Here is a 25,188-nt window from a genome sequence, read left to right as displayed (position 1 = left end):
AAAGATTAAGCAGGATAAACCATACTCATTACCCATTTAAACAACGAGTCCATACCAAATACCACCAACGCAATGACAAGGGAAGCAGATAATACAATCATTGCGGTGTGTGTTAATTCGGCACGTGTCGGCCAAGTAGTCTTATGCGCAAGTTCGTCGTAACAAACCTTGCAATAATTTGCTATCTTATGAAACATATTATTCTTCTTTCTTTGCACGGGAAGGAGGACTCGAACCCACGACCCTCGGTTTTGGAGACCGATGCTCTACCAACTGAGCTATTCCCGTAAGTAAGGCTCCGCCCGCTAAGAGCGGAACCTTTTTATGTGTTCCCAATGTCTCCGCATTCGCAAAAGACACTATAGGATATTTCAGATTAGTCCTCGAACACTTCTGTAATCTGACCTGAACCAACCGTACGACCACCTTCGCGGATAGCGAAACGCAGACCCTGGTTCAGAGCAACAGCGTAGATAAGTTCAACAGTGATCTCTACGTTGTCACCGGGCATTACCATCTCAACGCCTGCCGGCAGAGTGATTTCACCTGTACAGTCCATTGTGCGGAGGTAGAACTGTGGACGATACTTGTTACCGAACGGAGTATGACGACCACCCTCTTCCTTCTTCAATACGTAGATTGAAGCCTTGAACTTCTTGAACGGTTTAATCTGTCCCGGATGGCAAAGTACCATACCGCGCTTGATTTCGTTCTTGTCGATACCACGGAGGAGCAGACCAACGTTATCACCAGCCTGACCTTCGTCAAGAAGTTTGCGGAACATTTCAACACCAGTTACAACAGAATTCTTATCTTCACCAAGACCGAGCAACTCAACAGCGTCACCTACGTGGATAACACCAGTCTCGATACGTCCGGTAGCAACAGTACCACGTCCTGTGATTGAGAACACGTCCTCAACAGGCATAAGGAATGGTTTTTCTGTAGCACGTGGAGGCTCCTGAATCCAAGTATCGCAAACGTTCATCAGTTCGAGAACTTTCTCTTCCCATTTTGCAACACCGTTCAGTGCACCAAGAGCTGAACCGCGGATGATTGGGGTATCATCTTCAAACTCATACTGAGCGAGGATTTCTTGAACCTCCATTTCAACGAGTTCGAGCATTTCCTCGTCCTCAACCATGTCGCACTTGTTCAGGAATACAACCAAACGAGGAACGTTTACCTGACGAGCAAGCAGAACGTGCTCACGAGTCTGAGGCATAGGACCGTCAGTTGCGGCAACAACGAGGATAGCACCGTCCATCTGAGCAGCACCGGTAACCATGTTCTTCACATAGTCGGCGTGACCCGGACAGTCAACGTGTGCGTAGTGACGATTTGCAGTTTCGTACTCAACGTGAGAGGTATTGATTGTGATACCACGCTCCTTTTCTTCAGGGGCATTGTCAATCTGATCGAAAGACTTAACCTCAGAAAGACCGGCCTTAGCCAGTACAGTAGTGATTGCGGCGGTCAAAGTAGTCTTACCATGGTCAACGTGACCGATAGTACCGATGTTTACGTGCGGTTTGGTGCGCACAAATTGTTCTTTAGCCATAGCTTTACTTTTTATTTAATTAATGAATAATCGCGTTTTTTCTGCTTCACACGGTTAATAAAACAGTAGAGCTGTAACTGAGAGTTGAACTCAGGACCTCTTCCTTACCAAGGAAGTGCTCTACCACTGAGCTATTACAGCATTTGAGCGGAAAACGGGGCTCAAACCCGCGACCCCCAGCTTGGAAGGCTAGTGCTCTATCAACTGAGCTATTTCCGCAATAACGGCATTTCATCGCAGCCTCGTCAAAGAACAAAAGAACATCTGTACTCGGCTTAAACAAAACTCCGCAAAAAATCCACTGATGTGGGTGGTGATGGATTCGAACCACCGAAGTCGAAAGACAACAGATTTACAGTCTGCCCCATTTGGCCGCTCTGGAAACCACCCTTATGTTTTTTCACACATCCTCTGCCATGCTCTTCGGAGAGCCTCTTGTCGGATTCGAACCAACGACCCCGAGATTACAAATCACGTGCTCTGGCCAACTGAGCTAAAGAGGCAAATCCTTGCAGCCGTTAAGCCTTTGATAAAGGACCTGTTCTAAAACGGCTGCAAAGATACGACGTTTTTTTTAATCACCAAAACTTTTTCCCACTTTTTTTATCTCTTGCGTAGTTTTTCTTTGAATTTTGTAAGTTGAACCTTCATAGAATCGACACACAAATCTATGCTTTCTTCGAATGTATCACAAGTTTTCTCCACAAAGAGTTGCTGCCCGGGAACGATTGCCGTAATGCTTGCCTGCTTGTTCATTGCGGTGGCCGGTTTAACAACTTTCAGTTGTACTTCAACGACTTGCACATCTTCGAAAGCCTTCTCCAATTTTAAGACCTTCTTCTCTACGAACGCCTGTAACTGTTCCGTGGCGTCGAAATGGATTGACTGAATCTTAATCTCCATAGTTACCTCCTGTTTTAATAGGGTTAAGTTGTTATGCCCTTGGATGGGCGTTGGTATAAACTTTTTTTAGTTGCTCGAAAGTGGCATGTGTATATATCTCCGTAGTGGCTACACTTTCATGCCCGAGCAGTTTCTGAACACTTTCAAGCCCGGCGTCGTTATTCAGCATTGCCGTGGCAAAGGAATGGCGGAGCACATGGGGCGAACGCCTTTTCATCGTAGTGACAAGTCCAAGCCCGCGGTTAACGATACGCCACACCTGACTATACCTCATGCGCTTCCCTTTATCATCAACAAACAGAGCCTCGCACTGTCTCGACAATTCCGCATCGCGCTTGGCCATGTAGGCTAACAGTTCTTCGCGCAATTCCAATCCGAAAGGCACGATGCGTTGCTTATCTCTCTTTCCCGTCACCTTTATCCGGTTATTCACGAAATCAACGTCTGAGTCGTCAAGTCCCATGAGTTCCGATGCTCTCACGCCAGTCGCATAGAACACTAATATAATAGTACGCGCACGAATGTCTTCCATGCTATCTCTCCACTCCACATCATCAAGCAGGCGATTCATTTCCTTTTCTTTCACGAAATAAGGCAATGGTTTATTTTTCTTCGGCCCTTCTATGCTGTACGCCGGATCATTATCCATAAGTCCGCGTTTCAGTCCGAACCTATAGAACGCTTTCACTCCTGTCAGATAACCACAAACGGTGCGTGCCGTACAACCCGCCTCCATTTCATGCTCTATCCAGTCGCTTATTATGTCGCGATCAACATTTTCCCAAGCCACCCCTTCGCATTCTTCGTCAAGAAACTTACGAAACAATCCCAGCGAGCACGCATATTTCACAACCGTGCGCTCTGACGCGTTCTTCTCATAGCGCAAATAGTCGAAAAAACTCTCGGTGTTCATGTTCATTTTTATAATGCCTGTTTTTCGTCAGCGAATATACATATTTTTTCTGAAACAACAAAACTTAACGCTTGTTTTTTCTACAAAATCATCATATCACCTTATTTTTTCATATCTTTATCAGTTTTTGCCATTGCGACAGGCTATATCTGCAACTTCCAAAAATAAGCAACAAACCAATTACAAACCAACAGTTGATTATTCAAAAAATCACATTTAACCCAAATCGGCTCATTAGTTTTTATTCGATTGTTGAGCAGATGGGCTGACGTTTCATCGAAGGCGTGGAGGGCAATGTCGAGATGTAATGGCTGCGCAGATGTCGGCAAACGTACTAAAACAGCAGGGAAGCACTGCTTCAATAGCAAATCTAAGCAAATGCCTTCTAATGGTCGATTGGCGTTTACGAACAGTTCAAATGCAATTTACGACTATTAGTGTTAATCCTATTGTGGCACAAACGACCGAAACACACATATACAGAAAAGGAGGGTGTGCAAAGTGAAGTGCCCCCCAGAAGTTAGACATAATACTTCTGGGGTTCATTATGTATAGACATCACAGTTTAGAAGAAAAGAAAGAAATCATCCGCTTGCACGAGTCAGGATCAAGCATGTGTGAGTTGATGAAATGTTTTCATGTCCGTGACCATTATCTTTATATTCTGTTTGGCAGATATGAGAAATATGGTATGGATGGTCTGGAAAAATTCAAGGAAAGAAAGGTCACAAACGAATTAAAGCGATCCGTAATAGAAGAATATGAAAAAGATTGCTTACCTTTGTGGCGGATTTGCGTAGAGTATGACGTTAGTTTTGCCAGTGTATGCCGTTGGGTTCGTCAGTACAAGCACGGCGGTTATGAGGAATTGCTTCGTCATGGCTATCGCGGACGACCAAGTAAAGATATGGGACGCCCAAAGAAGAAAGAGCCAGAGACAGAATTAGAGAAGCTTCAGACCCGTGTACGCCGGCTTGAGGCCGAGAATGCCCTGCTAAAAAAAGCAAAGGCCTTAATGGAAGAAGAGGAGTCCTGGCAGCGAGGTTCTGGACACAGGCCATCCAGACATTAAGGCCGCAGTATGGTCTCGAGTTACTGTTGGAGATCAAGGGGATGGCTCGCTCTACATTCTATTACCATCTGAAAGCCCTTGGGAGGGCAGACAGATATGAGGTGGAGAAGAAGCGTATATGTGAAATATTCCATGAGAGTAAAGGCCGTTACGGCTATCGCCGTGTCACCATGCAGCTCCATAACGAAGGCATTGCCATCAATCACAAGACGGTGGAAAGGCTGATGAAGGAACAGGGCCTGAAGTGCCTGATGCGCAAGAAGCGATACCGCTCATACAAGGGCACGATAGGCAAGATTGCCCCTAATGTCCTTAATAGAGACTTTAAGGCAGACAGGCCTTACCAGAAACTTGTCACGGACGTATCCCGGATTGCCATAGGAGACAAGAAAAGTTTCCTCTCGCCTGTACCGGATTTGTTCAACGGTGAGGTGCTGGGCTATGACATATCCGACAGGGCTGATCTCTCACAGATAAACAACATGCCGGATGAGGTCTTTACAATTACAGACAAGCTGCCAGAGGACCGGGGGACGATACTTCACTCTGACCAGGGATGGCAGTACCGGCACAAAAGTTATCAGGATGCCTTGCAGAAACATGGAATCAAGCAAAGCATGTCACGCAAGGGCAACTGTCTGGACAACTCCGTCATGGAGAACTTCTTCGGACTAATGAAGTCAGAACTGCTCTATGCGAACAATTATAAGTCCATGGAGCTTTTCAAGAAGGACTTGAAGGATTATATTGAATGGTATAACAATAAAAGGATAAAAATGAAGTTGAAAGGAATGAGCCCGGTGCAATACCGAGCTCAATACCTTAGGGAATAAATAACGTGTTTAACGTCCAACTTCTTGGGGGCACTTCATTTTGACACACCCTCATATTCTTATTTTGAGTATATTATTATTCTGCGCTGAACAAAGTCCATGTCAAACAATTCAGACCACCGCCACTATTAGTGTTCACATCGGGATTTTCTAGAATTTGAGTCATATCACAATCTATAAGCTCTACTTCATAAGAAGCTCCAAAGGCTTGCTGAATTTGTTGCACAGCTGCTTTGTCGAGTTCATCCCAATCTAATTTTGGAACGATAATATGTTTACCAACTTGTAGAAAATTAATGTATCCCCAACTTTTCGATTTCAAGAGGCTCCACATCTTGGTACCTTTGATTCCTTCAATATCTCCAAAGTGCAGACGTTCAATATCAAAGTATTCTTTCAGTGGCTCACTCAGACGTTCTTCATCGTCCAAATCACAATAATTTGTAATCAGAACTTTTCCTTCAGTGATATATCTAACCATTCCATCGGCATGTCCAATCGGGTTTTCATCTTTTCCTTCCCATTCGATTAGAATAAGACGAATCTGATTATCAAAGAATTGGTCCCACCAGTCTGTAAGCTCCTCTTTGGATAGATTGTTCTCATTCAAAACTTTGCTACACATGATGATTGTTGGCTTACCAAACTTGTCGATAGCTTTGATTACATTGCCTCCATCAAGAACAAGAGGGATTGTAACAACATCAAAATTAAACTTGTCAGCCTTGCGAGTATGTACTTTGTGTAGCAACCAGTTTGTGATACAAGCTTTCTGGTCGCTAAGATAATCCGGGCTATAGGTGTAGTTCAGAAAGAGATCTCTCGTCAGCTGCACTGGCATATAATCTCTTGACCAGATGTCACGAGTGTTATACAGATCATAGTGCTTCAAGGTCTTAACAGACTCTTTCAATGCAGCATACATCTTTTCTCTTAACTGAGAATCCAAACCGCTGCTCTCTGCTGGGAGAAGACTGGAATAACAAACCGTATTGGTCATGTTATCCGTTACGAAGTTATCTTTTGATATTATCATACTCTTAGCTTTTTGACAATTCGATATTTAGTCGTTCCTTAAAAAGTTCTACTCCTTTACTCATTTCCTTTTGCAAAAGCATATTCCTGTGAAAAGTTGCTTCCTTTCAACTTTTCACAGATTATTTTTATAAGACACAAAAGAACTCTCATTGCTCTTTTGAAGTTGTATGCCGCCGCTGCCAACATTATATTTATACGCGAGTTCGGGATAAGTTTAGCATGAAAAGAGTTCCAACTGCCTTGATTTTTCCACATATACAGGCAGTGCCTCCGGCTTATTCTCAAAAAAACAATATGCAGTAAGGGCAGAACATAAGTTCATGATAAAGTTATGTATGGAACGGTGTCGTGAATGTACAAGGTTCGCTTTATTCTTTAGAAGTTCATTAATGCATTCGATGATATATCTTTTTCTTAGCATAATCTTGTCCCATATAGGCATAAGTTTATTCTTCATTCTTGCTTTAAGTCCATGAACGAGTTGAATACCTTGACTGAACAGATTCTCGAAGAGTTCCTGCTTGATATATCCCCTGTCGGCGAAGACCTTCCCATACAAAACCTTTGCAAATACCGTCCACACTCTACTATCCCTGTCATCTACGTTTGCTCCTGTAAGACAGAATGTTATAACTTCACCGGAATCATTGCAAAGCAGATGCAGTTTGAATCCATGACACCAACCCATGGTACCCTTTCCACTCTTGGCGAACCCTGCAAAGACCTTGTTAAAGTACCGTCTTACATTGTGACATACAGGAATCATCGTACTGTCAACGAACGTTATACCTGTACATTTGCCGAAGGCATAGAGTTTCATGAACAACATCATCTTAAAGAACACACGGGGCATGAGTTCCACAAAACGATTATAGGAGACGGCTGCAGGGAATTCATGCTTGAACCGGCCACAGATACAGTTCCGGTAATACTCCTTGAAATTACGATATGTACCGAAATGATAGCATACAAGGATGGTCATAATTTCACTTTCAGAAAGCCTTCCCTTACGATTCCTAAAACGTTTTCCATTGCTATTATAGGAAGGTAAACATAGGTTTTTACTCAGTTCAACATTCAAATTCTTGTCAAACTCATCAATAATACAGAAAATTTCTGTAACTTTGTCCTTGGTAATCATCGCTTAGTTGTTTTGTAAGTTATTGATTTACAGCTATAAAGTTGCAAAAAACTAACGAGATTACCAACTTTTATAGAGACTTTCTTAACCCGAACTCGCGTATATTTATAGCATCTCCTTTCACACCTTTGTAAAAGTTGCGAGATAATCTGTAATCACTTTTAAGATGTCCTATGGTAGGTTCTATTCCTGCGCGCTTGCAAAACAGTTTGTGTTTCTTTTTCTTTTGATAATAACCATCTTTGTGTTTTGGGGACTCCGGTATGAGTATCTTTGTTGTTCCGACTTGCTTTATTCCTCTATATCCTCTGTCACATGCCAAGTTATCAATGCACCTGCCTGTCATCCTTTCCATTTGTTGTAAGGTGGGTTCTACCGTATGCCCGTCATATTCATTCCTGAAAGAAACCGCTGCAAGAATAATTCCCGAGAAGGAGCGGATAAAGGAGGCTTTGTTGCCAAACTCATATTTCTTGTGTTACTTGCCCTTGCTGATGCATTGTACTTCCGGTTCGTGAAGCGAGTATATCTTATCAGGACTGTTACGTTTTTGAGAAAGAATTTTATAGAAGAGTTCAAACATCTTTTCATAACCTCTCTTATCGGGAAGATTGCGGTCAGGTTCTCTGACCAAACGACCGGCTATCGTGCGCAAACTTCGGTCTGCCTTGACTGCCTTCTTGTGATTCTTGGGGTGATTGCGAAAACGCCGGTCAAGGGAAATCTTTTTCAGAGTTCTTCGGTAACTCTGACGTAAAGGAAGTTTCTTTTCACGAACGATTTTGAGAACCCGTTTGATTATCTTTTTATGCAACTTCGCATCCGTGGGATAAGTGATATTCTTATCCTGTACAGTAGAATCAATAAAAGCCGTGACAAAATGATCCTCATCATCGTTATCCGTATTGACACGGATGCTCTCCGAAAGGATTATTTCAATTCCTTGCTCGCCTATACGGTTTCGAAAATGAACCAAATCGGAAGCTTCACAAGGTTCCTTGGGAAGAAATTCCAATTGACCGCAGAAATACTGATAATAAGCATTCTCACTCCACTGTAAAACAACACTTTCGTCGGAAATATTACGCACGTGTTTCAAGATTAAAAGACCGCACATCAAACGAATGGGATGGGCAGGGCGACCATTGGTTCTACAATATAAAGGAGAAAACGAATCTTCAAATCTACGCCAATTGATTTTATTGGCAAGCTTGTAAAGAGGATGATTATGATTGAGCATATCCTCTAAGGAAGAGAATAATGATAGTTGATTGGAGGTTCTTTTTAACATGAAATTCTGCAAGTTTTATACTGTAAAGGTACAAAAAATTGCAGAAATATACAAATAAATAAGAGGATAATTGACTATAAATCAATAAAATAAACCTTTTTTAAGGAACGACTATATAACGTGTTTAACGTCCAACTTCTTGGGGGCACTTCATTTTGACACACCTTCTTACGAACAGTTCACATGCAATTTACAACTATTAGCGTTAATCCTATTCGAAACAAACAACTGAAACACATATATACAGAAAAGGGAGCGTGTTCATACACGCTCCTGCTTTCTTTTTATCCGTCGGCCTATAAAAGCCCCCAAGAAAAATTAATCCTCTGCGGCACGGAGTTTCTGCACGTAGATTGCATGCTCCATCTTTAGGCGCTTCAAAACAGAAGGTTTGTCGTACTGCTGACGTGCACGAAGTTCTTTAATAACTCCGGTCTTCTCAAACTTTCTCTTGAATTTCTTCAATGCTCTCTCGATGTTCTCGCCATCTTTTACTGGAACGATGATCATGTCTTTGCTTAAAAATTATATGTTAAACTTCTTGTTATTATTCAAGCCTTTAACGTGTTGCCACGAATTTCGGGTGCAAAAGTACTACTTTTTTTCGGAACGCGCAAATTTTCCAAGTTAAAAGTTAATACACCATGATCAAATTCCATATTTTAAGGATTCACCCTTACGTTAAGACTCTGATTTGAAGTTTTCTTTTTTATCTCACAAAGCAATCCCTCTTTCATCTATTTGCAGAAAGAACAATCTCAATTTCAAAATTTAATTTGAATATCAAAGCACTCAATTAGTAAACGGCATATCTATATTATCAATGTGTACATCTTCACAAGCAATATATCCCCTATCCAAATCTCTCAAATCAGAAATATGTTGAATCAGATAATTCTTTACATCAGGTCGTTCATCTGATGTTTTTAAATTGTTTGCAATTGTTTTACGACAAACTCAGACCTGTTGAAGCCAGCCTCAGCAATCCAAGGATTTCCCATAAGAAGGTTATCTTGAGCTTCTTCAGCATTATTACCATACGTACAACCAAGCACTTGGCAGTTCTCTACCTCAATATTCTCATTGGGTGCGATAGTGTAGCCTTCTGCTGTGTAAATGATGTATTCGTTCATATTTTTGTCTTTTATCTGTTCAACACCCGCTTGATGTTAAGGTTGCACCATGAATAACAGCATTGCACCGCCTTTCACAAACGACTCTATATATGTAGCATCATTCCATTTATCAAATACACCTTTTCCTGTATAAAAGAACTTCAGCCTTATGCTTTCTTTCGTTCCAACGGCTTCGTTGCCTCCCGCAGCCACGCTACATCTTCCCCATCAAGATGTGGAGAAAGGCGGTGGAAAACCATTTTATGATAATTATCCAACCACTGTATCTCGTCTTCGGTTAGCATTTCGACATCAATCGGAGCAGTGTCTATCGGACATAAGGTGAGGGTTTCAAACTGCAGGAAGTCGCCAAAGGCTGTGGTCTTGTAGGGCATGGCAATCATCAGGTTCTCGATGCGCACACCGAAACGTCCCTCAAGGTATATTCCCGGCTCGTTGGTAACGGTCATTCCGGCATGGAATTTGGCCGGACGATACTCCATTCTTATCTGCTGCGGTCCTTCATGCACACAGAGATAAGAGCCTACGCCATGCCCCGTACCATGCAGGAAGTTCATTCCTTCCGCCCACATGTCTTTTCTCGCCAAGGCATCAAGTTGCGTACCGCTCGCCCCATCGGGGAAACATAACATCGCCAACTGTATATGACCTTTCAGTACAAGGGTATATACATGACGCTGTTCTTCGGTAACGGGACCCAGCGCAATGGTGCGTGTGATGTCTGTTGTCCCGTCCTGATACTGCGCTCCGCTGTCGAGTAGTAGCAATCCTTCGGCCTTCAAGGCTGCATCGGTTTCTTCTGTTGCCTCATAATGCACTATCGCGCCATGCTCTTCATAGCCTGCAATGGTATCGAACGACATGCCGCGGAAGAGCGGTTGTTCTGCACGCAACGCTGTCAGACGGGCATCAACACTCATCTCCGTTTGTCCACCCGCCTCAACAGCCGGCTTCAGCCACCGCAGGAATTTCACCATAGCCACTCCATCGCGTATCTGCGACTGGCGGAATCCCTCTATCTCTGCTTCATTCTTTACAGCCTTCAAATAAGGAATCGGAGACGGACGGCACACAATCTCGCGCTCCACCTTATTATATAATGTATGATTAACCTCCTCCGGCGAAATCAAGATGTTATACTCGAAATAATCTTTCAACCCCTGCCCCACCTTATCATAATCGGCAACAGACACTCCCTCATTGCGCAGATAGTCCGCCACTGCGGGCGTTACCTTCCGCTTATCCACAAACAGCGTGGCTTTCTTGGAGTCTATTAACAGATAGGAAACGAACACCGGGTTACAATGGACATCGCTACCACGCAGGTTCAACGTCCATGCTATATCATCAAGCGTCGCCACCAGCATACCATCGGCATGTTCCTTGCGCAGCGCATTGCGTATCTCTGCAATCTTGTCACGAGCCGATTTCCCTGCGTACTGCATGGGCTGAATCTCTATCGGGGCAGTCGGCAGCGGTGGGCGGTCGGTCCATATCGTGCGTAGCGGATCTATATTGGTGCGCAACGTAAGTCCTCCCTCGCTACGCAGTTCTGCCACAAGTTGCTCCACAGCGGCAGCGGTCATTACGGAGCCGTCAATTCCGACTTCGGTTGAGCGATGAGCGATGAGCGTTGAGCGTTGAGCGTTGAGCGCGGAGAGTTGGGTTCCTATCCATTCCGGGATTGTCGGTGTGCCGGCAATGCGTTCTTTCATCAGCACAAATTCCGTGTCCTTCAGTTGTTCTGCGGCAGCAATGAAATATCGGCTGTCCGTCCATAATGCCGCCGAGGTCATTGTCACAACAGCCGTACCTGCCGAGCCGTTGAATCCTGATATCCATTCGCGCCCTTTCCAATGGTCTGCCACATATTCACTGTTGTGTGGGTCGGTGCTCGGAAAAATGAAAGCCCCAAGTCCCTCACGCCGCATCAGTTCGCGCAGCGCACCTATCTTCTCGCTTATTGTCTGTTTCATGATATAAAGTCGTTAGTATTACATCTGCAAATTTACTAAATAATTCGATGAATGGAAACAATTTGCTAAAAATCGTCTAATAATATCCGAACTTTCAACAACTTAAAAAAAATGATTATATAAAAAACATTAAAAACAGTATGTATTAGATAATTATCAAAAAATGTTTAGTATTTTTGTACATGAAAAATCAAAACGTATAAATTATTAACCTAAAAGAGATATGAATGCCAGGAACAGCCGGTTCATGACAATAAAAAAGAAAAACGCAGACGATTCCAAGAGAATAATAATTAATAACTTTTGTGAAAAACTATTAAAACACCATGATTGATTCAAAATTTCAGCGAGTAATACTAATCGCTGTGTTGTTAGCAATGACTTTCTCGGTAAAAGCACAGACCACACCACAGGCTTTGTTCAAGTTCGCTAACAAAGCAGGTTACGAGTTCCAAATCCTTCTTTTCGGAACAGAGAAGGGAGAGGCAACAGTAGATTGGGGCACCGGAGAGGTGCAGACCATACAACTCGACGACGAGAAGGGAACTGTGCTGAAAGGTAATACTCTAAGCCAAGAACTGACGATAAAAGGTAAAATCGCGTCTATTGATTGTTCGGGAAACGAACTTCTCGAAGTCAATGTCACCGCGCTGCCGGAACTGAACACTTTCTTCTCGAGAAAAAACTACATTGAAGAGTACGACTTCACAAACAACACCAAACTGCACACTCTGTGCATAGAAAACACAGACCTCATAAAAATTGACTTGTCTAAGAACAACAAACTAAAGCAGGTGATGCTTGCGAACAACTCGATAGCAGAACTTACAATGCCTGAGGACGCCGGCGAAATAGAACTGTTGGACTGCAGTGGAAACTTCAAACTACAAGCCCTTGACTTCTCCACCTGCGTGAACATTGTGCAGATGAACCTCTTACAGACTTCGGTCACCAAACTTCCGCTTTCAAAACTCACAAAGATGAAAGCATTCTCGGCCGGTCTCGCACGCCCTATCACACTAATCGAACTGCCGAAGGATAATAGTCTGGAGCAACTCTACATGCCTGCAGCGGGACTGACATCTATCGACCTCTCCAACTGCGGTAAACTTACCGAACTTGCTCTCTCTAACAACTACTCACTCGCGAATATAGATTGTACGCACCTCACCGAACTAAAAGCACTCGACTGCATCGGAACGGCTATCGAGGGTATAGACCTCAGCAAATGTACGAAACTGGAAAGCCTGAAATGCAACAACTGCGCCATAAAGTCGCTTGACTTCACCAACAACCCGAACCTAAAGGTTCTCGACTGCTTCATAAACCAAATAGAGCAACTACTCCTCGAAAACACCAAACTGGAAAACCTCGACTGTTCCGGCAACGAAAACCTTAACACACTCACACTGCCGGCAACATTGAAAGACCTCGACTGTAGTTCATGCAAACTCAAAGAGATTAACATAAAGACACCGGAGATAATGGAGTCGCTCGTTTGTGGCAACAACAACATCAGTACACTCGATGTGAGCGGTATGTCGGCACTCGCATCACTGACATGCAACGAGAACAACATTCAGGAACTTGACACCAAGAACCTTCCAAGCCTGCTGAACATCAACGTCATGGGCAACCCACTCACCGCACTCGACCTTACCGGTTCGCCAAACATCAGTTACGTGAAACTCAACAACACCGCACTCAACGCATCTGCACTAAACAACCTATACCGCTCATTGCGAAGAATACCACAGGAATCATTGGAAACCGGCGTGTATTACCTGCTGAACGACGTGCCGGAGGCCGGCATAAGCGCAACTTCCATAGCAACAGAAAAGGGCTGGACTGTATCAACCTTAGGGTCAGGAACAGATGCTGTAGAGAACATCGTGGATAAGAATGCCTCGTTCACAGTGACCGCCAACGGAAACGGCCGGATTGTAACAGGACTCCCAAGCAACGCACGTAGCATCAGTATGTACGACACCGCGGGCAGACTCGTTGGTTGCTTCAACATCGACTCTCACTCTGCTGCAATCCCGGCATCGGTACAGCACGGCATGTATGTAATCTATGCAAACGGAATGTCGCGCACGGTGATTCTGAAATAACAACCGGAATATCAATAAATACAAATGCCTAAAATATATAACAAAATATCTTTATGAAGAAAAAACTATTTTATTGCATGGCAGTCATACTGTGTTGTCTGACAAGTATGACAGCAAAAGCGCAAGATGGCGAAGAACTGATCAATACCGTCATCAACGTAACCACACCGGGAACACTCGAAGAAATCGCTCCGGTAGAACTATGGGAAGACAAGGTCGGCTCGCTGAAAATAACCGGAAGTATAAATGGTTACGACCTACGTTTCGTAAGAAGATTCTGCGGCTCAGACGAATACGGAGGTTTCTACAGAACAAATCTAAAGACGATAGACCTCTCAGAGGCTGTCATAGTCCCGGGCGGTTCATACTACATACACATCGAGGACAAAGGCACTCCGCGCGACTATAACGTCCTGGAAGATGCGCCCAACCTGCTTCCAGACAAACTTTTCTACAACTGCTTCACAATAGAGAAGATAATATTGCCCAACAACATACGCGAAATAGGTATCGGCTGTTTCTTTACCTGCACATCGCTGAAAGAGGTCGTGATGCCTGACGATATAACACGAATCAACAGTACGGCATTCGGTGTCTGCGTAGCACTCGAAAGCATCACCCTGCCTTCAAAACTCGAACACCTCGGAGGATATGCATTTACTCATTGCAGAGCAATCGACAATATTACCATTCCGGAAGGAGTGAAACAGTTGCACATGCGTCTATTCGAGCAGACCAACAAACTGCGCACCCTGCACCTGCCTTCACACGTTACCGAAATAGACCCGGAATGTTTCTATAGTGCAGTGGCACTCGAAAAGATTACCATACCTGAAGGCGTGGAACTAATACCCGAACGGTGCTTCGAATTCTGCAGCGAACTAAAGGAGGTGACAATGCCCACAACACTGCAGAGCATTGCCGACTTGGCTTTCAAAGACAACAGCAAACTTAGCAAGGTGCGTTTCAACAACTCTTTGAGAAGCATCGGAATGCACGCATTCTCGGATTGCGAGATGATAGACACTCTCAATTTCCCCAATTCGCTTGAAGAAATAGGCAATGAGGCTTTCAGAAACTGCAAAGGCATCAAAGCCATAAACTTCGGAACAGGATTAAAGAGAATCGGCGAACTGGCTTTCTTCCACAACCACGGTGTTGAGAAACTATCTTTCCCGGACGACATTGTTACAATCGACTATGGAGCATTCGCAGAGTGCAGCGGGCTCAAGGAGATAATACTGGGCAAAGCGCAACCGGAATTGGTACAAAATCCGTTCCTCGGCTGCCTCGCATTGGAGAAGGTAACCGTAAGCGACGAGAACAACAAGTATGCCGCAGAAGACGGTGTGCTCTACAGCAAGGACTTCACCAAACTCTACTGCTATCCTAACGCACGCACCAATACCAAACTTGTCACCAACGACGCACTCGTAAAAGTTCAAGACCTTGCATTCTGGTTCTGCGCCAATCTGAAAGAAATAGAATTCTCTCCAAACTTCACCACAATGGGAATGCGCCCATTCTGGGGCTGTGAGAACATCAGCAGAATCACCGTAAAGACAGCAACTCCTGCCGTTACCGATTTCGGCGACAGCCCATTCGAGGGTGAAGGTGCTCCATTATGGACCGGCAAATGCCAACTCCTTGTTCCGGCAGGCAGCAAGCCCAACTATCAGGCATCATTGGAATGGAAGACATTCCAAATCAACGAGACAAGTGGCGTACAGAATATTACGACCGACAGCGGTGTAAAAGTGAGCGTTGAGAACGGTATATGCACCATTGAGAACATACCGGCAGGATACAACATCGCACAACTCATCGACATGAGCGGTCGCAGAGTGGGTCGCACCATTATCTCCGGAAGCACCACAGCGACACTCAATGCCAATGGCATTTCGCACGGGATCCACATCCTCGTACTGCAAGGCGCAGCCGGAACACATAGCATAAAGGTGCAACTATAAAGTTCTGACAAATAATACAAACAAATAATTCACGTCCCATTCACGACAATAGCGTTTCCATTATATCAAGAACGCCGGCAACTGTGAGTGGGACGTGAATTATTTTATTTTATCAACATTCATTTACAAGGATATTTTATACTCGAGTTCGTGATAGGAGCCCTCATAAAAAAAAGTTCTAACTGTCTCGTTTTTTACATGTACCGGCAATTCCTGCGGTTTAATCTTAATAGAAACAGTATGTAGTAAGTGCCCATAAATAGCAATAGTGTCCAAAATAATTTTGTGAAAACGCATACAAAGTTGAAGGTGTGTCAAAATGCAAATATCTTTTTGAGAATCTTACAGTTTGAAATAATTCAATATGAAAAGGCCATTTCAAGACTCGTTTTCGAGTAAAGAAATGGTCTTTTCTTTGCTTTTATTAGAACCCTACTAACAGTTTGAAAATTGTCAGGTAATTAATTTGTATTTTGACGCACTCTCATGGTTTCGTGAGTTTTACAAAAAATATTTAGGACACTATTGGTAAGAACTTACTTTTATTTACGACCGGACAACTATTACTTTGCCATGTGGTATTTTTTTGCTAACTTTGCAGTTGTAATATCATATCAAAATAAGTTTAAGAGAAATGAAGCTATTTGGATACACTCCGGTATTTTGGACATCTTTGCGAGAATATAGTAAAGAGAATTTGAGTGCTGATGCGATGGCAGGCATAATTGTTGGTATTGTTGCATTGCCTTTGGCTATCGCTTTTGCCATTGCATCGGGCGTTTCTCCTGAGAAAGGTATTATAACAGCAGTAATTGCGGGATTCATTATTTCTGTTTTTGGTGGCAGTAAAGTACAAATCGGTGGTCCTACCGGTGCTTTCATCGTTATAGTTTATGGCATTATTCAAGACTATGGTTTCGATGGACTTATGGTAGCCACCATTATGGCAGGTATGTTTCTTGTTTTACTTGGTTTTCTGAAGTTGGGAACCATCATAAAATACATTCCTTATCCTATTGTAGTAGGCTTTACGGCAGGTATTGCCCTTACCATTTTTACTACTCAAGTGAAAGATTTATTCGGTTTGACGGTAACCAATATGCCTTCTGACTTCTTGGGCAAATGGGCAACATACGGTCAATCGCTAACTTCTATCAACTGGTGAAGCACTGCGGTTGGACTTTTAAGCATTGTTATTATTATGAACACGAAGCGTTTTTCAAAGAAAATTCCGGGTTCGTTGGTAGCAATTGTTGTAATGACTTTGGCTGCTTGGATATTGCAGCAATATTGTGGGGTAAACTCCATAGAAACCATTGGCGACCGCTTTACTATTAGTAATAAATTGCCCGAACTGTCTTTGCCAACCATCAACTTTGAAATTATGAAAGGACTGGTCGCTCCTGCGCTTACGATTGCCTTGCTTGGAGCAATCGAATCGTTACTCTCAGCCACTGTTGCCGATGGTGTAACGGGCGAACGGCACGATTCTAATTCAGAACTGATAGGACAAGGACTTGCCAATATGCTTGTACCATTGTTTGGCGGAATACCTGCTACGGGTGCTATTGCACGTACAATGACCAATATAAACAATGGCGGCAAATCGCCTCTTGCAGGTGTTGTTCATGCCATTGTGCTCTTGCTCATTTTCTTGTTTATGATGCCTTTGGCGCAGTATATACCAATGTCGTGTTTGGCGGGTGTGTTGGTTGGAGTGGCTTATAATATGAGTGGTTGGAGAACTTTTGCAGCTTTGCTTAAAACACCTAAGTCGGATATTATTATTTTGCTTGTTACCTTCTTACTTACTGTGGTTTTCGACCTTACGGTTGCTATCCAAGTAGGTTTGCTTATCGCTTGTTTGCTGCTGATGCGTCGTGTGGCGGAAATAACCGATGTACGTCTTATCACCGATAAGATTAATTTGAACGATGATACTGATGTACTGTTAGATAAGAAATATCTCACCATTCCCGATGGCGTAGAAGTGTACGAAATCTATGGTCCTTATTTCTTTGGACTTGGCAATCGTTTCGAGGAACTTATGTCCACTATGGGCGATAAGTCGAAAGTCCGCATTATTCGTATGCGTAAAGTTCCGTTCATTGATTCTACGGGACTTCATAACCTTGCTGTAATGTGCGAACAATCGCGCAAACAAGGAATACCAATTGTACTATCAGGCGTCCTCCCGAATGTAAAAAACGTATTGTTGAAAGCCAAATTCGATGAACTATTGGGTGGCGAGAATATCTGTAGCCATATTAATTTAGCACTGGAGCGTGCTAAACAAATCGTATTGGCTTCAGCAAAATAATATTTGCCTTTATACTATTAGTTAAACCTAAAACAGCCATTAACTCCCGAACAGATTTTGTTTTATTGTTGAGCAGATTATGGTCAGCAATACAATTTGGGCGAATTTGCCGACCAAATTCGCCCAAATTGGTACGCGAGTGTATATCATACTTTAACCCCCAATCGGTTCATCAGAACGCATTTACTAACATTCGCCATTGATGTAGTGCTTCCCTGTTGTTTAGATAAGTTTCTGTTGCTTAAACCCAAATCGGACATTAGACCGCATTTGCTTAGATTTACCATTACCGATACGCTTCCCTACCGCTTTAGTCCGCTTGCCTACATCTGCGCAGCCATTACATCTCGACGTAGCCCGCTACGCCTTCGATGAAACGCCGGCACATCTGCCTGTGCAATCGAACAAAATCAGTTGGGTTCTAAAGACCGATTTGGATTAAAACCAAAGCGGTCATTAGCGTCCTTGACAAATTTGAGTTGAAACTATATACGAGCAGTATTTACCGAGCAGATTAGACAAAGGCAAATCTCCTTTCCTGTATCGGTCAGCATCAAGCCTTAGAATTCTTTCGCATATAGGTTTCTTGCCCCTAAACAAAGCATGGAGATATGGAGTGCCATTTTCTTCAGTTATGCTTACCTCGGTGAAAAATTGCGTCAAATCCTCTGCATCATATACGATGGAGTAACTTGGTCGCTTTGCTCCCGGTATGTCCTCTATAAGGACATTCTTTTCAACCAAGTCTTGTATGTCACGTATAGCCGTATCTTTCGAACACTTTGCCAACGTTGCCCATGCCTTTGACGTTATCTTTGCCTCATAGCCGTCAAGAAACAGATTGAGCATTTGGGTCTGTCGTTCTGTCATTGGCACAGACGATGCCTTCTGCCAGAAAAAACTCTTGTTCAGGATATTACTGACGATGGTATCTGCTTCGTCAAGTGCCTCTACCAATTTCTGCATGTACCACACTAACCACTCTGTAATGTCACCATCGCCACGCTGCATACGTTCAAGAATGTCGTAATAGCGATTCTTGTCCTTGTTAATCTGTGATGAAACATTGTAGAAACGGAAATCACTCTTCTCTCCACGAGCCAGTAGCATGTCTGAAAGGATGCGGGCTAATCGTCCATTGCCATCCTCAAAGGGATGAATGCTCACAAACCAAAAATGAGCGATGGCAGAACGGATGACACTACTTACAGACTCTTCTCCATCAAACCATACCAGGAACCTTTCCATCTCCTCTTCTACGCGGTCAGGAGAAGGAGCAATATAGTGAATTTTCTCGCGTCCGAACATTCCACTTACTATATGCTCCTCGTTTGTTCGGTAGTGACCAATCTCTATCCGGCGACCTTCGCTATAACCGGATGTAAAGAAAGCGGCTTGCCAAGCGCAAAGTTTCTCTTTATTGAGAGGCATATCATAATGTTGAACCGCTTCGAGCATTACATTGATAACAGAATCAACATAGTGAGAAGGGGCGGTGAATTTCACGTTCTCTATCCCAAGTCGTCTGGCAAGTGAAGAACGAACCTGATCAACGTTCAACCGGATGCTTTCAATCTCCGAAGAATACACTATATCATAAGTCAGGTTCTCTGCCATAGCAAGCAGTTTGCTGTCAAAATCCAAAGAACTCAGCCTGCCATAAAGCAAACCCTGTTTACGAAACACTTTCTCCTGAAGGAGTGACACCTGCGAAGCGTCCCAACGGAAGTTTGTCCAATTGTCTCTTTCGTGGATATACATAACACTTTCTTATTTTTGTGCAACGAAATAGTACCTATATCGTCGCAATTTCTGCGACAAAACTACTAAAATAATTCCAAATCGCCAAAAAATTTTGTAAAATAACGCAGATTATGCGGCGTTTTTACTGAAAATCGTCCGATACCAACTTGTAATTGGTAATTATTGATACGCGAGTTCATCGTTATATATAAGGAGTGAGACAAATGCTTATCAATTTCCATGTCGGATATGCATTTATCTGTGAGGAACAACGCTATATGCCCCTGATGCCGCATCTTTTAGAAAATATAACACTTTTATTCCAAGGGAATAGGTTTTGTTACACTTTTTTTTTCTAACTTTGCAGGCAGAGTATCATTATTTATAATAATAAAAACAAACAGTTATGGCATTTTTAACAAACGAGAAACTCACAATCGTCGGCGCAGCCGGAATGATTGGTTCAAACATGGTTCAGACAGCATTGATGATGGGTCTGACAAACGACATCTGCCTTTATGACGTGTTCTCACCGGAAGGTGTGGCAGAGGAGATGCGCCAAAGTGGCTTCGGCAACGTGAAAATCACTGCTACCACAGACGTGGAAGAGGCTTTCAAGAACGCTAAATATATCATCTCTTCGGGTGGTGCGCCACGCAAGGCAGGCATGACACGCGAGGATTTGCTGGCCGGCAACTGCAAGATAGCAGAGGAATTGGGAAAGAACATAAAGAAATACTGCCCCGATGTGAAGCATGTGGTTATCATCTTCAACCCGGCTGACCTCACCGGTCTTGTAACTCTGCTCTACTCAGGACTGAAACCGGGTCAGGTAACAACACTCGCAGGTCTTGACACAACACGCCTCCAGAGCGCATTGGCAAAGAAATTCAACGTTATGCAAGACGAAATCACCGGTTGTGCAACATACGGCGGACACGGTGAGCAGATGGCAGTATTCGGCAGTCACGTAAAAGTGGCAGGTCGCAAACTGACCGACATCATCGGTACTGACGAGTTCCCGGTAGCAGAATGGGAGCAGATGAAGACCGACGTGACCAAGGGTGGTGCCAAGATTATCGAACTCCGCGGTCGCAGTTCTTTCCAAAGCCCGTCATATCTCTCTGTTGAGATGATACGCGCAGCCATGGGTGGCGAGACATTCCGTTTCCCTGTAGGTACTTATGTAAAGACTGAGAAGTATGACCACATCATGATGGCAATGCAGACCAGCATGACAAGCGAAGGCGCTAAGTTTGAAGTTCCACAGGGAACACCTGAAGAGAACGCAAAACTCGACGCAAGTTACGAGCACCTCTGCAAAATGCGCGACGAACTTGTAACGCTCAACATCGTTCCTCCGGTGAGCGAGTGGAACAAGATCAACCCGAACTTGTAATATTGAAAATACAATAATAAATAAAGAGTCGGGAACCAAGAAAATCATAAACGGTTTTCTTGATTCCCGGCTTTTGAATAATGATTGCAGCATATTTATATATGTAGGCGCATAATACGGAACGCAATGTAAGTCATGGAAACCAATACCGACCTTCTTTTCCGCTACCATTACAGGCCGCTCTGCCTCTATGCGCTACACTATCTGCAAGACATTGATGCCGCAGAGGACATCGTGCAAGAGTCTTTCCTCCGCCTTATAGAGAGAATAAGAAAAGGGGCAGAGATAGAGAACACCAAAGCATATCTCTATTCTGCCACCCGTAATCGTTGTATAGACTATCTTCGCAACGCCGGCAACAAGTGCGAAGACATAAAACCCCACGACATCGACGGCGAAATATCTGACGAAGAGGCTGCCGACCGTTCACTTAACGAAGCGGAACTTTGGACTGCCATCGATGCCCTTCCGGCACGTCAGCGCGAGGTGTTGCTGATGAGCAAGCGCGACGGTATGCGCTATCGGGAGATTGCCGACGAACTGGATATCTCAATCAAAACCGTCGAGCATCTTATAAGCCGTGCCCTGCGTACGTTGAGAGGCAAGGCCGGCAAATTCATTTATTTATTGTCCTACTTGTCCTGATTTGAATTTCCACGGTTTAGTTTGAACGTTTCCGTCCTGTTGCCTTCGGTCTTACTCATAACGAGAGTGTTGCCGAGAACCGTTGACTCCATTTCGTATGTGCCGTTCACATCGGTGTAATAGCCGTGCATCAAGGAGAATTTGGTTCCGTTGATGGCAAAATCAAACTCACAGGTCTTGTCATTCAGCACGTACGTACCGTGATTGTCGCTGTCGAAATTCATTGTGACAGGTTTCACTTCATCTACTACGCCGTCCTTCATCTTTGTGAACGAACCGCTCCACTCTGTGTTTTTCAGCGTCTTTCCGGTAATAAGCGTTTCTACATCGTCACCGCAAGAGGTAACCGTAAACATCATGGCCATTGCCATGAGAAGATAAGTAAACTTCTTTTTCATCATAATTATTATTTTAAAAATACATTCTTATAACGGTTATTTCATACATTACCCCATATTCTCGGTGTTAAAAAAACAAAAGAATGATGACATAGCAGGCTTTTGTAAAGGAAAATAGGGACTTTAATTTTTATTAACAACAGTGATATGGGGGATATGAATGTATAATCACGTCATGGCAAAAAAGAGAAAAAAGAATGAAAAACATCATGCTCTTCCTCGCGCTGTCAATACTGCCTGCCATCTGTCTGGCACAGAACAAGACCACTATCCGGGAGGAAATGGAACGGCTCAAGCACGAAAAGCAAGTGAGTTTCGTTTATGAAAGCAGCCTTCCGATTGACGTGGAATACAGCGGTTTGCCACTCGTGGGCAATCTGAAACAGCGGTTGAGAATGCTTTTCCACAACTCCGGAATAACGTTCCGGCAGAAAGGCGACTATGTGATGCTGTTCCAAGAAAATGCAAAAAGGCGCGAAAAGAAACGCGTGAAGAAGCAGATGAAGGCTCAACGAGAGCAGAAGCATGAAGAAATGGAGGCAGAGATTTTCCGCTCCGACAGTCTTGATGAGGTTGTGGTGCGCGGCGATATGCATTCGCGAGTTCTCTCCACGCAGACCGGTAAACGCACACTGTCGTCTGCCGAACTGAACACAGAGTTCTCTGTGCTGTCATCGCCCGACCTTCTGAAGACGCTGCAACGCACTTCGGGAGTGCAAGAGGGAGTGGAACTGACATCGGGCATGCACGTACACGGCGGGAACAATGACGAGAACTTGTTCCTCATTGACAGGACTCCGGTCTATGGAAACAGTCACGCCATCGGTCTGTTCTCTGCTTTCAACACCGACGTGATAAGGCAAACCGATTTTTATAAGAGTGGTTTCCCTGCACGCTTTGGTGGCAGACTGTCGTCGGTGACAGATGTGCATACCATCGATGGAGACAGTATTAGAGGACACGGACTGCTGAATATAGGACTGATAGACGGCAGACTGATGTTTCAAGGGCCTATCAAACTGCGACGAGAACGCCAACAGATTGAGCGCGGAGAGAGACAGGGATACAGTACGACCTACGTGCTCGGAGTGCGCCGAACATGGATGGACTTCGTGACCGTACCGGCAATTTATATACATAACAAGAACAACAAGGATAACAAAATGGACTTCAGATATTTCTTGCATGACATAAACGCTAAACTAACACACCGTTTGTCGGCACGCAGCAGCATTTATCTGAGCCTGTACTCAAGCAAAGACTACCTGAAAATAAAGAAAGATATGGAAGATGAAAATAATACCGATAACGAAAATTTGAAAATCTCATACGGCAACATAAACATCGCAGCAGGCTGGAAAGGCATGTTGGGCAAGACGCTTACGGCCGACTTCTGCGCACTGTTTTCACGCTATCGTTCGCACTACGAATACAATACGTTATATCAAAAGAAAGGCTCTTCGGATGCTTATTCAAGCGTAACAAAACGCCTATACAACTCGTCGGTAAACGATTTCGGCACACGAGCCGAACTGCATTGGCGGCCATCGATGCGCCATGATATTCACTTCGGAGGCGATATTATGCAACATGTGTTCCGACCACAGACACGACAGCAGTATGACAGTTATGGTACGAACATCACACCTACCGACACTTCAAACATCAGTGTTGCCGGAACACAATATGCCACAGAAGCAAACGTTTACGTGGAAGATGAGATGCACATCGGCGAACGCTGGAATCTGAACATCGGAATGCGAGCCGGACTGTTCAGAACACTCACGGCCAATGGTTCGGAAAAGACGTTCCGGAACATTGACCCGCGCGTGGCACTGAAATATCAGGCATCACATTCCACATCGTTAAAGTTTTCATTGTCGGAGATGACACAGAATATACACTGCATAAGCAACTCATATCTATCACTGCCCACCGACTACTGGGTGCCCACGACACCACGACTGCGACCCATGCGTTCGATACAATTGGCAGCAGGAGCATACGTTCAGTTGAGCAAAAAATGGTTCGTATCGCTCGAAGCATATTGGAAAGAGTCGCGTCACGCACTGATGTCATCGTCGAGATGGTATGTGCAGACACCGGCAGACAACTGGGATAGTTATATGAGCGACGGACGGGGCAGGTTCTACGGCATAGAGGCAGACGCTTCTTATCATTCCTCACGCCTCACGGTGGATGCCTCATACACGCTCTCATGGAACCGGCGTAACTTCCCGGACCTATACAATGGTTGGTTCTACGACAAGTTCGACAGTCGGCATAAGTTCAATATCACCGCCCGACTGAAGCTGGGACGCAAGGCAGAAATGTACATGGCATGGATATGCCGAACGGGGCATCGCGCCACATATTCCACCCAACTGGCAGAAGGGCCGACACTACCTGACGTGGCAAGCGGTTACATTGGAAAGGACACAGAGGGCAAACCGAGCACCAATGTAGGTTCAGAGTACATGGGATATTACTGGACATACGAAAGGCCAAACAACATAATACTACCCACTTATCACCGTATGGACGTGGGATTTAACCTACACCATATCACCCGACGCGGTCGTGAGCGCATATTCAACATAAGCATATATAACGCGTATAACCGTCTGAACTCAATGTTCCTGCGTACAGTCAGCGAAAAGGACAACACCACGAAGATAAAAGCGAGAGGGTTTATACCAATCATTCCATCAATAAGTTACACTTTGAAATTTTGA

18 protein-coding genes, 5 tRNA genes and 2 pseudogenes are annotated in these 25,188 nt (G+C 44.1%); 8 read left to right on the top strand and 17 right to left on the bottom strand.

Going from position 1 to position 25,188, the window contains the following annotated elements; genetic code table 11:
* Nucleotides 1–5: 5 nt before the first annotated feature.
* From secE to EHV08_RS08985, 9 genes are all read right to left on the bottom strand, one after another.
* Entirely contained in the window at nt 6–197 is a 192-nt protein-coding gene (gene secE, locus EHV08_RS09025; RefSeq protein WP_126678976.1) for a preprotein translocase subunit SecE, read from the bottom strand.
* 18 nt (nt 198–215) lie between these two features.
* Nucleotides 216–288, bottom strand: a tRNA-Trp gene (locus tag EHV08_RS09020).
* Nucleotides 289–376: 88 nt separating this feature from the next.
* A complete protein-coding gene (tuf, locus tag EHV08_RS09015; protein ID WP_126678975.1) occupies nt 377–1,561 on the bottom strand; it encodes an elongation factor Tu in 1,185 nt (394 codons plus the stop codon).
* A gap of 69 nt (nt 1,562–1,630) precedes the next feature.
* Nucleotides 1,631–1,702 (bottom strand) — tRNA-Thr (locus EHV08_RS09010).
* 5 nt (nt 1,703–1,707) lie between these two features.
* Nucleotides 1,708–1,780, bottom strand: a tRNA-Gly gene (locus EHV08_RS09005).
* 88 nt (nt 1,781–1,868) lie between these two features.
* Nucleotides 1,869–1,951 (bottom strand) — tRNA-Tyr (locus EHV08_RS09000).
* Between the two features lie 39 nt (nt 1,952–1,990).
* Nucleotides 1,991–2,064, bottom strand: a tRNA-Thr gene (locus tag EHV08_RS08995).
* Between the two features lie 100 nt (nt 2,065–2,164).
* The gene (hpf, locus tag EHV08_RS08990; protein WP_126678974.1) at nt 2,165–2,464 is read right to left on the bottom strand and encodes a ribosome hibernation-promoting factor, HPF/YfiA family; all 300 of its coding nucleotides are present in this window, start codon (nt 2,462–2,464) and stop codon (nt 2,165–2,167) included.
* Between the two features lie 31 nt (nt 2,465–2,495).
* Entirely contained in the window at nt 2,496–3,383 is an 888-nt protein-coding gene (locus tag EHV08_RS08985; protein WP_126678973.1) for a tyrosine-type recombinase/integrase, read from the bottom strand.
* 541 nt (nt 3,384–3,924) lie between these two features.
* Between EHV08_RS08985 and EHV08_RS08980 the strand changes: the two genes are divergently transcribed.
* Both EHV08_RS08980 and EHV08_RS08975 read left to right on the top strand, forming a co-directional pair.
* Nucleotides 3,925–4,449 carry a transposase gene (locus tag EHV08_RS08980; RefSeq protein WP_126677679.1) on the top strand — a complete coding sequence of 175 codons (525 nt, stop codon included), beginning with the start codon at nt 3,925–3,927 and terminating at the stop codon, nt 4,447–4,449.
* Nucleotides 4,410–5,282, top strand: coding sequence for an IS3 family transposase (locus EHV08_RS08975; RefSeq protein ID WP_126678972.1), 873 nt, complete (start codon nt 4,410–4,412; stop codon nt 5,280–5,282). Before EHV08_RS08980 ends, EHV08_RS08975 begins: the two co-directional genes overlap by 40 nt.
* A gap of 76 nt (nt 5,283–5,358) precedes the next feature.
* Here EHV08_RS08975 and EHV08_RS08970 read toward each other — a convergent pair whose 3' ends face one another.
* The 6 genes and pseudogenes from EHV08_RS08970 to EHV08_RS08940 all read right to left on the bottom strand — a co-directional run bounded on the left by EHV08_RS08970 (nt 5,359) and on the right by EHV08_RS08940 (nt 11,864).
* On the bottom strand, nt 5,359–6,318 hold the full coding sequence (locus EHV08_RS08970) for an agmatine deiminase family protein (protein ID WP_126678971.1): 960 nt from the start codon (nt 6,316–6,318) through the stop codon (nt 5,359–5,361).
* Nucleotides 6,319–6,534: 216 nt separating this feature from the next.
* Entirely contained in the window at nt 6,535–7,461 is a 927-nt protein-coding gene (locus tag EHV08_RS08960; RefSeq protein WP_126678969.1) for an IS982 family transposase, read from the bottom strand.
* A 100-nt stretch (nt 7,462–7,561) separates the two neighbouring features.
* Nucleotides 7,562–8,752: pseudogene (locus EHV08_RS08955) on the bottom strand (IS5 family transposase); the annotation flags it as partial.
* Between the two features lie 318 nt (nt 8,753–9,070).
* A complete protein-coding gene (rpsU, locus tag EHV08_RS08950; protein WP_125234289.1) occupies nt 9,071–9,262 on the bottom strand; it encodes a 30S ribosomal protein S21 in 192 nt (63 codons plus the stop codon).
* A gap of 416 nt (nt 9,263–9,678) precedes the next feature.
* A complete protein-coding gene (locus EHV08_RS08945; protein ID WP_126678968.1) occupies nt 9,679–9,885 on the bottom strand; it encodes a hypothetical protein in 207 nt (68 codons plus the stop codon).
* Nucleotides 9,886–10,034: 149 nt separating this feature from the next.
* Nucleotides 10,035–11,864, bottom strand: coding sequence for an aminopeptidase P family protein (locus EHV08_RS08940; RefSeq protein WP_126678967.1), 1,830 nt, complete (start codon nt 11,862–11,864; stop codon nt 10,035–10,037).
* A 326-nt stretch (nt 11,865–12,190) separates the two neighbouring features.
* Here EHV08_RS08940 and EHV08_RS08935 point away from each other — a divergent pair, with 326 nt between their 5' ends.
* From EHV08_RS08935 to EHV08_RS08925, 3 genes and pseudogenes are all read left to right on the top strand, one after another.
* Nucleotides 12,191–13,978, top strand: a complete 1,788-nt coding sequence (locus tag EHV08_RS08935; protein WP_126678966.1) for a leucine-rich repeat domain-containing protein — start codon at nt 12,191–12,193, stop codon at nt 13,976–13,978.
* A gap of 77 nt (nt 13,979–14,055) precedes the next feature.
* Nucleotides 14,056–15,948, top strand: coding sequence for a leucine-rich repeat domain-containing protein (locus EHV08_RS08930; protein WP_158676073.1), 1,893 nt, complete (start codon nt 14,056–14,058; stop codon nt 15,946–15,948).
* 634 nt (nt 15,949–16,582) lie between these two features.
* Nucleotides 16,583–18,268, top strand: a pseudogene (locus EHV08_RS08925) (SulP family inorganic anion transporter).
* A gap of 456 nt (nt 18,269–18,724) precedes the next feature.
* On the opposite strand, the gene EHV08_RS08920 reads toward EHV08_RS08925, so the two are convergent.
* Nucleotides 18,725–20,029 carry a Fic family protein gene (locus tag EHV08_RS08920; RefSeq protein WP_126678964.1) on the bottom strand — a complete coding sequence of 435 codons (1,305 nt, stop codon included), beginning with the start codon at nt 20,027–20,029 and terminating at the stop codon, nt 18,725–18,727.
* A gap of 388 nt (nt 20,030–20,417) precedes the next feature.
* Here EHV08_RS08920 and EHV08_RS08915 point away from each other — a divergent pair, with 388 nt between their 5' ends.
* A complete protein-coding gene (locus tag EHV08_RS08915) occupies nt 20,418–21,410 on the top strand; it encodes a malate dehydrogenase (RefSeq protein ID WP_126678963.1) in 993 nt (330 codons plus the stop codon).
* 135 nt (nt 21,411–21,545) lie between these two features.
* Nucleotides 21,546–22,055 carry an RNA polymerase sigma-70 factor gene (locus EHV08_RS08910; protein WP_126678962.1) on the top strand — a complete coding sequence of 170 codons (510 nt, stop codon included), beginning with the start codon at nt 21,546–21,548 and terminating at the stop codon, nt 22,053–22,055.
* On the opposite strand, the gene EHV08_RS08905 is transcribed toward EHV08_RS08910, so the two are convergent.
* Entirely contained in the window at nt 22,043–22,456 is a 414-nt protein-coding gene (locus EHV08_RS08905) for a hypothetical protein (protein ID WP_126678961.1), read from the bottom strand. The genes EHV08_RS08910 and EHV08_RS08905 overlap by 13 nt on opposite strands.
* Before the next feature lie 194 nt (nt 22,457–22,650).
* Between EHV08_RS08905 and EHV08_RS08900 the strand changes: the two genes are divergently transcribed.
* Entirely contained in the window at nt 22,651–25,188 is a 2,538-nt protein-coding gene (locus tag EHV08_RS08900) for a TonB-dependent receptor plug domain-containing protein (RefSeq protein WP_126678960.1), read from the top strand.

It is taken from the genome of Prevotella koreensis (genome assembly GCF_003977605.1).
GTDB lineage: Bacteria > Bacteroidota > Bacteroidia > Bacteroidales > Bacteroidaceae > Prevotella > Prevotella koreensis.
Note: the sequence above shows the minus strand (reverse complement) of the source record. Positions and strands in the feature narration are given on the sequence as shown.